Genomic DNA, 13,704 nt, shown 5'->3' with positions numbered 1-13,704 from the left:
AGTTTTTTCGATGTATGTAATAGTTAAGCTGCTTCGGGTAACCGGGGCAGTTTTTTTATTATATTGCTATCCTAAAAGTCCCTTTTACATATGAAAAAGTTAACCGGTATTATCCTATTGTTGCTAACCATAGCAGGTGCCCAGGCACAGGAAATTCACTCGCTCAACAATGGCAGAGATTATTACGCAAACAAAAGCATAGCAGGCCAAACCCGTGATGGTGCGGGGCCGGATTATGTACTGCTGCACAAATCCTATGCAGGCGTAGCCATGAATGACAACTTTGTGATGGGAAAGATAACAGCTATCCGTGGAACTACGGGGTCGTATAACCGTAAATGGACGGTGGAAGTGAATACCGCTTCTGCTTATAATGCAGATCTTGGTACTTTGGTGGGGTATAATGAAAGTGCCCGTTTGGTATTGCTTACGTATAACGGAGAAAAGTACATGGCTGCTGAGATCGGTTATGGAGCAACTATGTTTAATTTATCCTTTACAGGGTATACCCGTAATGAAACACTTATCCTTGTTCCAGGGGATCAGGTAAGTAATGTACAGGAACTTAGTAGCCCAAACGATCAGATCGTGTTACAGGGGCAAACCACTATTAAAAATGAAGGAGGACCTTCCACTTTGACGGTCGTAGCGCTGGCGGAAAATATAAATATGGGAAATAATAAGACTTTTGGTGGGGGAGTTGCCATCAAAGCAACGCAGACCGGACGTAATATGAGTACAGGTGCTGCACTGGAATTTGTATTGCCTACTGATATGGACGGTAATAATCCATGGGGCCAGGGCCGCGTTATGACTGTACCCGGCAACACTACAAATGGTCATGCTACAGGGAAAATGATCATCGGCACCCGGAGGCATTTTGATAAATTAAACACAGGAGTTGAATGGTACTACGGAGATGATATTGTGATAGATGGAAGCGGAAACGTAGGCATCGGCACCTTGTACCCCGACCCAGATGCAAAACTCGCCGTGAAAGGAAATGTATTCGCAAAAAAAGTAAAAGTCACCCTCACCGGCTGGTCCGATTTTGTGTTTGAACCGGGTTACAAATTCCCCTCCATCTACGAAACGGAGCAGTACATCCAAAAACATAAACACCTGCCGGGCATCCCTAATGAAACGGAAGTGAAAGAGAAAGGCGTTGATGTGGGAGAAATGAACAAGCTGCTGTTGCAGAAGATAGAAGAGCAGATGCTGTATATAATTGAATTGAAGAAGCAGGTGGATAAGATGCAGCAGGAGATGGATATCCGTAAGGGGAAGTAGTTTTTCTGGCGGAAGGGCATGCTAATATCCCTTCCGCTGTTACATGAAACGTATACAAACTCACCAGGTGGTCCACTATCATTTCCGGTGCTGATCCTGCTTTCAGCATCTTCATCGCTATACCCGTCATGGTACGGTATTGCTGATGTTCCCGTTCATCTTCAGGGAGAGAGCTATACACCACAGCAGCAATTTTGGATGCCTTTGCCAGCCAGCCGGCATACATCATCGTAAGCCGGAAAGCAGGATCTTTTTTAACTCTTTTACCCTTTAAAGAACTCTTCATCCTGGCATAGTATTCCCCGTTCATCTTGTAAAAGGTGATATTGCCCTTAGTGCCCGTGATCTTTTTTATGCCTATTTGCCTGGCCATACCCAAATTTAAACCTTATCTGCCACGCAGAAAGTTGGGAAATCCCAATAAAAAGGGAGTAATCCCGTAGCAAAAGCATACCAATCCCGTAGCAATCCCGTATCCATCCCGTATTAAAAGCGCACTTTTCACTTTCATTTTCTTACAAATAGTATTACTTTAAAGGGATAACAACCAAATCCAGTTAAAAAATGGAAAAATCACGCAGGGCGTTCCTTAAAAACGCTATGAAAGGGTCCGCCGCATTGGCTATTGGCGGAATACTGCCCGGTATGAGCGCCAAAAGCTATGCCAGCATCATCGGTGCAAACGAACGTATAAAAGTAGGCATGATGGGCGTAAATGCCCGCGGTCTGGCACTGGCCACCAATTATGCCCGCCAGCCGAACTGTGAAGTACTCTCCATTTCAGATGTAGATAGCCGCGCTGCGGAGAAATGTATCCAGCAGGTAACAGCCATTCAGAAAAAAGCGCCTACTGCTGTTCCTGATTTCAGGAAGGCACTGGAGAATAAAGAGATGGATGCACTGGTGATAGCCGCACCGGACCATTGGCATGCCCCTGCAGCTATATTAGCCGCCAAAGCTGGCAAACATGTATACCTGGAAAAGCCCTGCAGCCACAATCCCCATGAAGGTGAATTGCTGGTGCAGGTGCAGAAGAAATACAGATCAGTGATCCAGATGGGCAACCAACGCCGTTCCTGGCCGAATGTAGCAGCTGGTATCAAAGCAGTACAGGATGGCGTAATTGGCCGTGCCTACTTTGCCAAAGGCTGGTACACCAATAACAGGGAATCCATTGGCATCGGTAAAGAAATAGATGTGCCTTCCTGGTTGAATTACGATCTCTGGCAAGGCCCTGCACCACGCCGTGCCTTTAAAGATAACCTGCTCCATTATAACTGGCATTGGTTCTGGAACTGGGGCACCGGCGAAGCATTAAACAATGGAACACACATGGTAGACCTGATGCGTTGGGGTTTACAGGTAGATTACCCTACCCGCGTTACTTCTTCCGGCGGCCGCTACCGTTACAAAGATGACTGGGAAACGCCGGATACACAAGTGATCACACACGAATTTGCTAATAACACCAGCATGGTCTGGGAAGGCCGCAGCTGTAATGGCAAATATATTGAAGGTGGTTCCGTAGGCGTTATTTTCTATGGAGAAACCGGTTCATTGCTGATAGATAGCGGTAATGCCTACACGATCTTTGATCTGAAGAATAAGATTGTGAAAGAAGTGAAGAACGATAAAACGATAGATGCCCGCAATGTAACAAATCCTGCGGCAGACCTGGATGCTATTCACCTGCAAAACTTTTTTGACGGTATCCGCAAAGGCACGCCATTGAATTCAGATATCATCAGTGGTCATCAAAGTACGCTGCTCTGCCAGTTAGGTAATATTGCGTTGCGCTCCGGCAATACACTGCATATTGACCCTTCCAACGGCCATATAAAAAATGATCCCGCTGCCATGAAATTCTGGAAACGGGATTATCAACCAGGATGGGAACCTACGGTGTAAACAGTTGACTGTAACATTAAAGGGACATCTTACGTTTTAACAGGGAGAAAAATTCCCATATGAAGTACAATGTTTACCTGTTAATGCTCCTGCTTTTTGCAGCATGTAAGAAAAGCGACACCGCTTACGAAAAAGATTTTGACAAGAGTTACAAAACCTGGACGAATTTCAGGACTTCCTCCGGTGATAACTACCGTTATACGGTAAGTACCGTAAGCTGGACAGGAACAAGGACTGAAACCTCCATTACTGTTCAAGCCGGGAAACCTGTGGGGCGCGCTTTTAAACGCAGCAACATGGATGGTGGAACAGGGCAGATCACCCTCATGGAAGAATGGCAGGAAGACGCCTCTAACCTGAACTCACATCAGAATGCGTTTACTCCCCAAACATTGGACGAGATCTACCAGGAGGCGAAAGCACAGTGGCTGCCGAAAAGAAAAGATGTCACGGTGTATTTCGAAGCAAAGAACAGTGGTATGATCTCTTCTTGCGGTTATGTGGAAAATGGATGCCAGGATGATTGTTTCCGGGGGATCCGAATAGTGTCTATCGAGAAGATATAATAAAAAGGGGCCGTATCAAAAATAAAAGATAGCCCGGAGAATTGCATAAATGATGGCATGCCTCCATCAAGTACCCGAATAAAAAAAGGGCCGCATCATAATTTTGATACGGCCCTTTTTTTTATTTTTTCCGCTGTTGCAATTCTTTCAACTTCGCCCCCAGCTTCTTCGGGTCCTTCATATAAGGCACCAGATCAAACAACTCTACCTTCCTGTATTCAATAGGATGGCTTTCACTCTGCAGCGCAATATATCCTTCAGATAAAAGCTGACCATTCTTTTTCAGCGCCGGATCATAGTTGGAAACATTACCGCCGCCGATCTGTGGTTTTTCATAGGTCAGCACCGTATCTCCTTCCACAATATGTTTAACGATGGAATCTCCCAGCACCAATACTTCCGCTCTCACCCATACATCCATATCATATGTTTTGGAAGTGGAATTAATGCAATGCGCAGTAACCAGTTGATCCTTCATCACCACGTTGGTACCCGGTGTGCAAAGGTTAGCCGTAGAGCGTTTTCCTTTGCCATTACCACCCAGCAATTGTACTTCGATGGAAATAGGGAAATCCTGGTCCACACCCATGCTCTTCGCTGATTGTGAATGGATCATCGCGCCACTGTTACGGTAAGCCCATCCCGGCCCGCCATTCACCTGTTCTCCCACAAAACGGTATTCCATCACCAGCAGGTAAGCAGAGAATTTTTTCTTGTGAAAGATGTGACCATATTGTTCATCAAAAGCTTTGTACCCATCATAGGATACAGTGAGCTTACCATCTTTCACGCTGAAAGTGTTCCCGTTGTTATCATTCAGCTGATGTTTGGAGATCTTGATATCCCAGTCTTTCAGGTCTTTCCCGTTAAAAAGCTGCTGCCATCCCTTTTGAGATTCCTGTGCAGTACTTATCCCGGTTACCAGTGCCAGGCAGATCGTCATCAGTAGTTTTATTCTTTGCATAGACGTGTATTAGGCTGTTAAACTATGAAATTACTTTAACTCATCAAACCAGATATCCATTAAAGGATATTTTTCCGGGTCTTTCAGGTAATAATGCCACCATTCCGTATCCAATGCTACAAACCCGTGTGCTTCCATTAAAGTACGCAGGAATACCCGGTTTTCTTTTTCTTCCGGCGTTAACTGCTCATATTCGTGATGGGCTTTTTCAGAAAGATCATCGTAATCCGTGCCCATGGGGAATTCCTTGCCCGTGTTAAGATAAATGAGCGTAAGGTCTACCGCTATGCCCCGGTTATGGCCGGATCCCTTTTTAGGATCAGCAGCATAACGGTCGTCCGGCATCACCTTCCACATCTTCTCCGTTATTCGGTAGGGCCGGTACCCGTCAAATATTTTAAGCCCCACACCCATAGGCTCCAGTACCATTTGTAAAGCTTGTAATGCCCGGTAGGCAGGGCGCCGCAGATAAACAACAGGGTAGGGGTATAGTTGCTCCTTCGTAAAATTATTAGCAGTAGCATAACGTACATCCTGCTTTATATCATCGATCTTTATTAAGCGAAGGTCCTCGTTCTGTTTCACCAGTTCTTTGTATAATTGGAGGGAATTCACAACAGGCAGGCCGTGTTTATTCAGGGGGATTTCCTGGGCGGAGAGCTTCCATGGTAGTAGGAATAAGTATAAGATGTATATATTTTTCACAACATTGGGTTTATTTACACATGAAAATAGTCAAGAAAGTACAAAATGAGGGTAAAAAAGGATTGCAATAACGCCTATAATTACGGTATTTTAGAACCCTTAAAATAAGTAAAAGATGAGTTTGTTCCGTTTAGATGGGAAAATTGCTGTTGTAACGGGTGCCGGTAGTGGCATCGGACAGGCAATTGCGCGTTGTTTTGCCGGCAATGGGGCTATTGTTCACGTGCTGGAATTGAATGAAGATGCCGGAAAGGGTACCGTGGAAGAGATCAGTGCAGCTGGGGGCAAGGGATTTGTGCATGCCGTGAATGTGGCAGATCAGGCCGCGGTAGTGGCCGTGATGCAAAAGATCATCCAAACATCCGGTAAACTGGATATCCTGGTGAACTGCGCCGGTATTGCACACGTAGGGAAACTGGAATCTACGGCCGAACAGGATTTCGACCGCGTATTCTCCGTGAATGTAAAAGGTACTTACAACTGCATGTATGGGGTAATAGAGCAGATGAAAAAGCAAGGTGGCGGCGTGATCCTCAATATCGCTTCTATTGCTTCCAGCGTAGGTATTCCTGACAGGTTTGCTTACTCCATGAGCAAAGGCGCCGTATACACCATGACGCTCTCCGTGGCCAAAGATTACCTGGCAGACAAGATCCGTGTGAACAGTATTTCCCCTGCCCGTGTACACACGCCTTTCGTAGATGGGTTTATTGCCAAGAACTATCCCGGCAAAGAAGCGGAAATGTTTGAAAAGCTGTCTAAGACACAACCTATAGGCCGTATGGCCAAACCGGATGAAGTGGGTTACCTCGCTTTATACCTCTGCTCTGATGAAGCAGGTTTTATCACCGGTTGCGATTATCCGCTTGACGGAGGTTTTATAAAACTGAATAACTAATGAAACAATTCCTCGCCGTATGTGCGCTGGCCACAGGCATAATGGCCTGTAACAATTCCACAGATCAGAAAACAGAAACAAGCGCTTCTGCCGCAGATAACACTGTGAAAGAAGCGAAACCTGCCGGAACCATCAATGTAGCTTTTAGCAAAAAAGACAAAGACACTTCCACCGTTACATTCAATTTCACGGTAGACACGCTGAAGTATGAAAAATCATTTGAGGATCTGCCCCTGATGAAAGGTTTCGCAGATACTGCTATCTACCGCATCCTCTGGGATAAACCCAACAGCGTGTGGATAGGCATCATCAAAGCAAACAGGGATAACCGTTATTATCACGGTACACAGGATGGCGCATCATTGCGGATCTTATGGGTGCCTTCACCCCCTGCACGCATCTACGAATACATTGATAAAAAACTGGGCCTGGGTGATGTGATCCGTCAGCAGCCGCTTGTGGAAAAATACAAAGAGAACTTCCAGTCCGGCCTCATCATCTCAGATTTCATCGTAGAATTAAAACCATCTGCTACTGTGGGTACAGTGGATGTCTACATCAAATTCGGTGGTGCTGAACGTACCCTGAACATGCCGGTATATGGCGGTGGTAAACCTTATATCCAGTCTTACAAAAAAGATGATGTGTTTGTGGGTTTGCAGATAGATGGTGAACTGGAAGAATATTACGAAGTAAAAGTAGTGGAAGGCCGCATTGGCGCTAAACAATTAAAATCAGTTGTAAAATAATATAACATATGAAACTTATCAGGTTTGGATTGTTGGGAGAAGAAAAACCAGGCGTTATAACAGACGCGGGTATGTTTGATGTATCTGCTTTCGGAGAAGATTACGGAGAACGTTTTTTTGAAACAGATGGTTTGATCCGCCTTACAGAATGGTGGGCTGCAAATAGCAATGTTTGCCCTAAAGTACCAGAAGGTACAAGGCTGGGTTCCTGCGTGGCACGCCCTTCCAAGATCATCTGCATCGGTTTGAACTATGCAGATCATGCAAAGGAAACAAATGCAGCCATCCCCAAAGAACCTATCGTATTCTTTAAAGCAACTTCTTCCCTCGTAGGGCCTAATGATAATGTCGTGATCCCGCGCAACAGTGTGAAAACAGACTGGGAAGTAGAACTGGCCGTAGTGATCGGTAAAAAAGCCAGTTATGTGGAAGAAAGCGATGCGCTGCAATACATTGCGGGTTACAGCCTGCACAATGATTACAGCGAAAGGGAATTCCAGATAGAAAGAGGCGGCCAATGGGTAAAAGGAAAGAGCTGCGATACCTTCGCGCCACTGGGCCCATGGATGGCTACAAAAGATGAAATTGAAAACATAGATAACCTGCGCCTCTGGTTAACCGTGAATGGTAAAAAGATGCAGGATGGTAATACTTCCAACTTCATCTTCAAAATTCCTTTCATCGTTTCTTACCTGAGCCAGTTCATGACCCTGCTCCCGGGAGATGTGATCTCTACCGGAACACCTGCAGGTGTTGGTTTAGGATTCAATCCGCCCGTTTATCTGAAGGCAGGAGATGTGATAGAATTGGGAATTGACGGATTGGGTACTTCTAAACAAGAGGCGGTTGCCTGGAAAAAATAAAACAGATCGTTATGAAAAGATATTGCCTGGCGCTTGATCTGAAGGATGAGCCGAAGCTGATAGCAGAATATGAAACATATCACAGTGCCGTATGGCCGGAGATCCTGGAAAGTATCCGCAGCAGCGGTATCACCAACCTGGAGATCTACCGCGCCGGTAACCGTATGTTCATGATCATGGAGGTGGACAATACTTTTTCTTTTGAAAGGAAAGGCGCTTCAGATGCAGCCAATCCGAAAGTACAAGAGTGGGAGGAACTGATGTGGAAATATCAGCAAGCCATCCCGGTAGCAAAGCCCGGAGAAAAATGGGTATTGATGGACAAGATATTTACGTTATGATAGATGCGCATCAGCATTTTTGGAATTTTGACCCCATCCGTGACGCCTGGATCACGGAGGACATGAGCATTATCCGCAAGGATTTTTTACCCGCTGATCTTGCGCCCGTATTACAGGCCAATGGCATAGAAGGTTGTGTAGCTGTACAAGCTGATCAAAGCGAAGCAGAAACAGATTTCCTTTTACAACTTGCAGCCGAAAACCCTTTTATTAAAGGTGTAGTAGGTTGGGTAGATCTGAAGGCAGCCAATGTAGAAGAACGTTTGGCACATTACGCACAGTTCCCTTTACTGAAAGGTGTCCGGCATATTGTACAGGGAGAACCAGACCGTAACTTCTTATTGAGAGAAGATTTCGGTCGTGGTATCAAAGCCCTCTCTGCATTCGGATTAACTTACGATATCCTCATCTATCCACACCAGCTGCCCGCTGCTGTAGAGTTTGTGAAGAAGTTCGAAAACCAGCCCATGGTGATAGATCACCTCGCTAAACCGGATTTTGAAACAGGCGAACTGAAAGGATGGGAACAACACATCCGCAACATCGCCCGTTCTCAGAACGTATACTGCAAACTGAGCGGTATGGTCACGGAAGCGGATATACAAAACTGGAAGAAAGAAGACTTTACGCCCTTCCTGGATGTGGCACTGGAAGCATTTGGACCAGCACGTTTAATGTTTGGGTCAGACTGGCCGGTGTGCCTGCTCGCAGCAGATTATACACAGGTAAAGGATATCGTGACGGATTACATCTCCCGTTTATCTGCTGCTGAACAAGCACAGATCATGGGTGGTAATGCCATTGAATTTTATAAACTCGCTTAAATTTCACAAATGGATCTCGGATTACAGGATAAAGTAGTGATCGTTACAGGTGGCGCCAAAGGTATTGGTGAAGCTATTGCGCGGATGATCGTAGCGGAAGGCGGCATTGCCGTGATTGCAGGCCGTAAGGAAGCTGATAATGAAAAAACAGTAGCAGAACTCCGCAAAGGCGGTGGCAAAGCGATCGGTATCACTGCTGAATTAGGTAAAGTGGAAGACTGTAAAAAAGTAATAGACCAAACCGTAAAAGAATTTGGCCGTATAGACGGATTGATCAATAACGCAGGCGCCAATGATGGCGTAGGCCTGGAAAGTGGCAGCCCGGAGAAGTTCATGCAATCATTGCAGAACAATCTTTCTCACTACTACAACCTGGCGCATTATGCATTGCCTTACCTGAAAGCAACAAAAGGCAACATTGTGAACATCGGTTCAAAAGTAGCCAGCACCGGCCAGGGCAACACCTCCGGTTATGCTGCTTCCAAAGGTGCTATCAATGCACTCACAAGAGAATGGGCCGTAGAACTGCTGCCTTTTTCCGTACGCGTGAACACCGTAATACCAGCAGAGGTGTGGACGCCGCTGTACGAAACATGGATCAATTCTTTACCCAACCCGGAAGAGAAACTGAAGTCCATCGTATCTAAAATTCCACTGGAAAAAAGAATGACCACTTCTGAAGAGATTGCCGGAATGACCGTATTCCTCTTATCAGGATTATCATCACACACCACCGGGCAGATCATCTATGTAGATGGGGGATACACACACCTGGACCGTTCTGTCAGTTAAAAACGCCTACAAATTCCACTTATAATCATTTCACCTTAAACGCAATTGTATATGGCAGGCGGCGCAGCTAGCACAACTAATTATACATCCAAGGGCACTACAACGGGTCAGAAATTTTTATTTCCTTTCATCCTGGTGACCAGCCTTTTCTTTATGTGGGGCCTGGCTTACGGTTTGCTGGATGTACTCAATAAACATTTCCAGGAAGCATTGTCCATCAATAAAGCACGTTCCACACTCCTGCAGGCAGCTTATTTCGGGGCTTACTTCCTGATGGCCTTACCTGCTGGTTTGCTCATGAAAAAATTCAGTTATAAAACAGGGATCATCCTGGGTTTATTGCTGTATGCAGCAGGCGCGGCATTATTCTATCCCGCTGCACACTTTGCTAATTTCAATTTCTTCCTGGGAGCATTATTTGTACTGGCTTCAGGATTAACGTTCCTGGAAACCGCCGCCAACCCTTATGTAACTGTATTGGGTGACAGGGCTACTTCTGAGCAACGCCTGAATTTATCACAGTGTTTTAATGGGCTGGGTTCTTTCCTGGGGCCCATTATCGGCGGTGCATTATTCTTTGGTGGCGAAAAAGTAGCAGGCGCGGAATCTGATCTTTCTTCTGTACAGGTGGTATACATTGTAATGGCAGTAGTGGTATTGCTGATCGCTTTCCTCTTCTATCGTACTACATTGCCGGAGATCGCTACCAGTGAAGAAGGAACAGTAAAAGCAACTTCCAGCGGCAAAAGACTTTTTGCACACAGTCACTTTACTTTTGGTGTAACCGCACAGTTCTTTTACGTAGCTGCACAAGTGGGCGTAGGTGCTTTGTTCATCAACTATGTAACAGAATATTGGGAAGGTGCCACCAGCGAAAAAGCTTCTTACCTGCTGGCTGTATCCCTCGCATTATTTACCATTGGCCGTTTTGTAGGTACTGCGTTGATGCGTAAGATTGCGCCGAATGCATTGTTAACATTGTACGCAGGTGTCAACATCCTGCTCTGCGCTTTAGTAATGATGGGTAAAGGAGAAATGTCAGTATATGCATTGATCGGTATCTTCTTCTTTATGTCGATCATGTTCCCCACCATTTTTGCATTAGGTGTAAAAGACCTGGGCGAACACACAAAAGAAGCATCTTCCTTCATCATTATGTCTATCGTAGGTGGTGCTTTGGTGCCTTATGTAATGGGTGCAATTGCGGAATCCCAGTCAACCGCCATCTCCTTTATTGTGCCACTGATCTGCTTTGTGGTAGTATTATTATACGGATGGAAAGGGTACAAGACTAAATAATAATCATTTACATATTAAAAACGCTGTAAGACCACCCCGGTTTTACAGCGTTTTTTTATGTAACTTTCAGTATAAGAAACCACTTATATGAAGCTGCACCGCCTCCTGATCGCATTCTGTGTTTTATGCATCGCCTGTAAAAAGGATATTAAGGAGCAGGAAGGTACCCTCCAGATCACTTTCAAAAATGTAGTGAACGGCGCTGCACTGAAGCTGAATACTACCAATTACACCAATGCCGCCGGCGAAACATTCACTATTTCCAGGTTCAGGTATTTTATCAGCAACATCGCTCTCATTAAAATGGATAACAGCGAGCTAAAATTGCCCGCTGCTTATTATCTCATTAATGAAGCGGACTCCGCATCCAAAACAATTGATATCCCGGCTCCCGGAGGCGAATACAGGGGGATCACCTTTATGGTGGGAGTAGATAGTATCCGCAATGTAAGTGGCGCACAAACGGGTGCTTTAGATCCTGTGAGTGGAATGTTCTGGAGTTGGAACAGTGGTTATATCATGGCGCAGCTGGAAGGCACTTCACCGGTATCCACCGCAGCGAATAATGCCCTCACTTTTCACATCGGAGGATTTCAGGGACAATACAGTGCACTGCAAACCATTCCGCTGATCAGCCCCATAAGCTTATCCGTTTCTGAGATCCGTCATCCGCAGATCACCATTAACGCCGATGCCTATGCCTGGTTCAATCAACCAAACCTGGTCCGTTTTCAAACCATCTCTACCATTCATGTGCCGGGAGAAGATGCCTGGAAAATAGCCACGAATTATCGTAACATGTTCCGCATTACAGATGTAACTGACCTGTGACAAGATATCTCATATATACAGCTTGCTTCTTCCTGCTCATCTGGAGCTGCAGACGCGGATCGGATGTAAGACCTTCCGGACCGCAGCCGTATACACTGAACTTACCCGCCAATTTTCCGCAGCCTGTATATGATCTGTCCCAGAACCCGCTCACCGTACAGGGAGTGGCATTGGGAAGGAGATTATTCTATGATCCGCGCTTGTCCAGAGACAGTACTATTTCCTGTGGTTTTTGCCACCAGCAGTTTGCTGCTTTCGCACACTTTGATCATCCTTTGAGTCATGGTATTGATAATAACACCGGCTTCCGTTCTGTGCCCGGTTTATTCAATCTTATCTGGCAAAGGGATTTCATGTGGGATGGAGGAGTGAATCATTTGGAGATACAACCACTTACACCCATCACAGATCCCAATGAAATGGGAGAGGACCTTGCACACCTTATTGCAAAGCTGAATGCAGATGCAAAATACAGGGGGCTCTTCAATGATGCCTTCGGTGCAGGTGAGATCAATAGCCAGAAAGTCTTCAAAGCGCTGGCACAATTCATGGCCACCATGAATTCATTCGATTCAAAATACGACAGCGTAATGCGGAAAGCCCCCGGTGTGCAATTCACCGCAGAAGAGGCAAGCGGGTATAAGATCTTTCAGAATAACTGTGCCTCCTGCCATAAAGAGCCGCTGTTCACAGATGGTTCTTACAGGAACAACGGCCTTCCCATCAATGCCTCTCTGCACGATGCCGGTCGTATGCGCATCACCAATAACACCAACGACTATCTGAAATTTAAAGTGCCGTCACTCCGCAACATCATCAAGAGCCCGCCTTATATGCATGATGGGCGCTTTTATGATATTTTCAATGTGTTTGAGCATTATTCCTCAGGCATTATTTTACAAATCCCCCAAACCCCGACAGTAGACCCACTCCTGCGGAATGGACTACCTCTTACTCCCAGCGAGCAGCGTGATCTGTATTTTTTCCTTAATACATTAACCGATCCCGGCTTCATAAATAGCAAGGCGCTCAGCGAGATAGTAATTACTAATTAATGATAATCAAACGATTGTGAGATTTTAACATTATCTGGCAGGAATTTTGCCAAAAGGGGGTGTCATGAAAAATATTATATTAATACTATGTGTGTTGTGTATGGGGGGAATACCAGCCATGGCACAACAGAAAGCAAAATCACCTTCCATGGGGATCGCGAGTTATTACGCGCAGAAATTCCATGGCAGGAAAACAGCGAGCGGTGAGGTATTTGATAATACCGCTATGACCGCTGCGCATAATACGCTGCCGTTGGGTACATTTATTAAAGTCACAAATGTCAGGAATAACCGTTGGGTGATAGTGAAGGTAACAGACCGTTTGCATGCTGCTAACCGCAGGATCGTAGATCTTACACAGGCAGCGGCAAAGAAGCTGGGTTATATTCACTGGGGATTAACAAGGGTGAAAGTGGAAGTGGTGTCCAGGGAGTTTGTGAATAGTGTGCCTTTGTGGGATGTGGCGGTGAATTAGGGAAAATTATTGCGAAAAAGGAGGATATATCTTGATATATCCTCCTTTTTTATTTTCATAGGGGAAAACTTGTGCTTTTAAGTAATTGATAAACAATAACTTATTATTTAAATCTGTATTAACCCCGTAAATTTAATATTTCAT

Annotated in this window: 15 protein-coding genes; 13 read left to right on the top strand and 2 right to left on the bottom strand. The window is 45.4% G+C overall.

Going from position 1 to position 13,704, the window contains the following annotated elements:
* The first annotated feature begins 90 nt into the window (after positions 1-90).
* The 3 genes from GFS24_RS18045 (at position 91) to GFS24_RS18035 (ending at position 3,764) form a co-directional block, all read left to right on the top strand.
* Entirely contained in the window at positions 91-1,290 is a 1,200-nt protein-coding gene (locus GFS24_RS18045) for a hypothetical protein (protein WP_153661763.1), read from the top strand.
* Between the two features lie 564 nt (positions 1,291-1,854).
* Positions 1,855-3,198 carry a Gfo/Idh/MocA family protein gene (locus GFS24_RS18040; protein WP_153661761.1) on the top strand — a complete coding sequence of 448 codons (1,344 nt, stop codon included), beginning with the start codon at positions 1,855-1,857 and terminating at the stop codon, positions 3,196-3,198.
* A 59-nt stretch (positions 3,199-3,257) separates the two neighbouring features.
* Positions 3,258-3,764 carry a hypothetical protein gene (locus GFS24_RS18035; RefSeq protein WP_153661759.1) on the top strand — a complete coding sequence of 169 codons (507 nt, stop codon included), beginning with the start codon at positions 3,258-3,260 and terminating at the stop codon, positions 3,762-3,764.
* Positions 3,765-3,885: 121 nt separating this feature from the next.
* Here the strand turns inward: GFS24_RS18035 and GFS24_RS18030 are convergent, their stop codons facing one another.
* The gene (locus GFS24_RS18030; RefSeq protein ID WP_153661757.1) at positions 3,886-4,728 is read right to left on the bottom strand and encodes a DUF1080 domain-containing protein; all 843 of its coding nucleotides are present in this window, start codon (positions 4,726-4,728) and stop codon (positions 3,886-3,888) included.
* Positions 4,729-4,758: 30 nt separating this feature from the next.
* Positions 4,759-5,433 (bottom strand): M15 family metallopeptidase, encoded by a 675-nt coding sequence (locus GFS24_RS18025; RefSeq protein ID WP_153661755.1) that lies wholly within the window; start codon positions 5,431-5,433, stop codon positions 4,759-4,761.
* Between the two features lie 115 nt (positions 5,434-5,548).
* Between GFS24_RS18025 and GFS24_RS18020 the strand changes: the two genes are divergently transcribed.
* The 10 genes from GFS24_RS18020 to GFS24_RS17975 all read left to right on the top strand — a co-directional run bounded on the left by GFS24_RS18020 (position 5,549) and on the right by GFS24_RS17975 (position 13,560).
* The gene (locus GFS24_RS18020; RefSeq protein WP_253906520.1) at positions 5,549-6,331 is read left to right on the top strand and encodes an SDR family NAD(P)-dependent oxidoreductase; all 783 of its coding nucleotides are present in this window, start codon (positions 5,549-5,551) and stop codon (positions 6,329-6,331) included.
* Entirely contained in the window at positions 6,331-7,080 is a 750-nt protein-coding gene (locus tag GFS24_RS18015) for a hypothetical protein (RefSeq protein ID WP_153661753.1), read from the top strand. Before GFS24_RS18020 ends, GFS24_RS18015 begins: the two co-directional genes overlap by 1 nt.
* A gap of 8 nt (positions 7,081-7,088) precedes the next feature.
* Positions 7,089-7,943, top strand: coding sequence for a fumarylacetoacetate hydrolase family protein (locus GFS24_RS18010; protein WP_153661751.1), 855 nt, complete (start codon positions 7,089-7,091; stop codon positions 7,941-7,943).
* Positions 7,944-7,954: 11 nt separating this feature from the next.
* Positions 7,955-8,284 (top strand): L-rhamnose mutarotase, encoded by a 330-nt coding sequence (locus tag GFS24_RS18005; RefSeq protein ID WP_153661749.1) that lies wholly within the window; start codon positions 7,955-7,957, stop codon positions 8,282-8,284.
* A complete protein-coding gene (locus GFS24_RS18000) occupies positions 8,281-9,108 on the top strand; it encodes an amidohydrolase (RefSeq protein ID WP_253906519.1) in 828 nt (275 codons plus the stop codon). Before GFS24_RS18005 ends, GFS24_RS18000 begins: the two co-directional genes overlap by 4 nt.
* A gap of 9 nt (positions 9,109-9,117) precedes the next feature.
* A complete protein-coding gene (locus GFS24_RS17995) occupies positions 9,118-9,900 on the top strand; it encodes an SDR family oxidoreductase (protein ID WP_153661745.1) in 783 nt (260 codons plus the stop codon).
* Positions 9,901-9,951: 51 nt separating this feature from the next.
* Positions 9,952-11,199 (top strand): L-fucose:H+ symporter permease, encoded by a 1,248-nt coding sequence (fucP, locus tag GFS24_RS17990; RefSeq protein WP_153661743.1) that lies wholly within the window; start codon positions 9,952-9,954, stop codon positions 11,197-11,199.
* Positions 11,200-11,286: 87 nt separating this feature from the next.
* Positions 11,287-12,030, top strand: a complete 744-nt coding sequence (locus GFS24_RS17985; protein ID WP_153661741.1) for an MbnP family protein — start codon at positions 11,287-11,289, stop codon at positions 12,028-12,030.
* Positions 12,027-13,085: a cytochrome-c peroxidase gene (locus GFS24_RS17980; RefSeq protein WP_371731089.1), complete on the top strand. Its 1,059-nt coding sequence runs from the start codon at positions 12,027-12,029 to the stop codon at positions 13,083-13,085. The genes GFS24_RS17985 and GFS24_RS17980 overlap by 4 nt, the downstream gene beginning before the upstream one ends.
* Positions 13,086-13,149: 64 nt before the next feature.
* Positions 13,150-13,560, top strand: a complete 411-nt coding sequence (locus GFS24_RS17975; RefSeq protein ID WP_153661740.1) for a septal ring lytic transglycosylase RlpA family protein — start codon at positions 13,150-13,152, stop codon at positions 13,558-13,560.
* Positions 13,561-13,704 lie beyond the last annotated feature (144 nt).

The organism is Chitinophaga sp. SYP-B3965, assembly GCF_009647655.1.
In the GTDB taxonomy this organism is placed as follows: domain Bacteria; phylum Bacteroidota; class Bacteroidia; order Chitinophagales; family Chitinophagaceae; genus Chitinophaga.
This window is presented reverse-complemented; position numbering and strand designations above follow the sequence as displayed.

Coding starts and splice junctions, on each gene's coding strand:
- GFS24_RS18045 (WP_153661763.1), top strand. CDS start 91: ATGAAAAAGTTAACCGGTATTATCCTATTGTTGCTAACCATAGCAGGT.
- GFS24_RS18040 (WP_153661761.1), top strand. CDS start 1,855: ATGGAAAAATCACGCAGGGCGTTCCTTAAAAACGCTATGAAAGGGTCC.
- GFS24_RS18035 (WP_153661759.1), top strand. CDS start 3,258: ATGAAGTACAATGTTTACCTGTTAATGCTCCTGCTTTTTGCAGCATGT.
- GFS24_RS18030 (WP_153661757.1), bottom strand. CDS start 4,728: ATGCAAAGAATAAAACTACTGATGACGATCTGCCTGGCACTGGTAACC.
- GFS24_RS18020 (WP_253906520.1), top strand. CDS start 5,549: ATGAGTTTGTTCCGTTTAGATGGGAAAATTGCTGTTGTAACGGGTGCC.
- GFS24_RS18015 (WP_153661753.1), top strand. CDS start 6,331: ATGAAACAATTCCTCGCCGTATGTGCGCTGGCCACAGGCATAATGGCC.
- GFS24_RS18010 (WP_153661751.1), top strand. CDS start 7,089: ATGAAACTTATCAGGTTTGGATTGTTGGGAGAAGAAAAACCAGGCGTT.
- GFS24_RS18005 (WP_153661749.1), top strand. CDS start 7,955: ATGAAAAGATATTGCCTGGCGCTTGATCTGAAGGATGAGCCGAAGCTG.
- GFS24_RS18000 (WP_253906519.1), top strand. CDS start 8,281: ATGATAGATGCGCATCAGCATTTTTGGAATTTTGACCCCATCCGTGAC.
- GFS24_RS17995 (WP_153661745.1), top strand. CDS start 9,118: ATGGATCTCGGATTACAGGATAAAGTAGTGATCGTTACAGGTGGCGCC.
- fucP (WP_153661743.1), top strand. CDS start 9,952: ATGGCAGGCGGCGCAGCTAGCACAACTAATTATACATCCAAGGGCACT.
- GFS24_RS17985 (WP_153661741.1), top strand. CDS start 11,287: ATGAAGCTGCACCGCCTCCTGATCGCATTCTGTGTTTTATGCATCGCC.
- GFS24_RS17975 (WP_153661740.1), top strand. CDS start 13,150: ATGAAAAATATTATATTAATACTATGTGTGTTGTGTATGGGGGGAATA.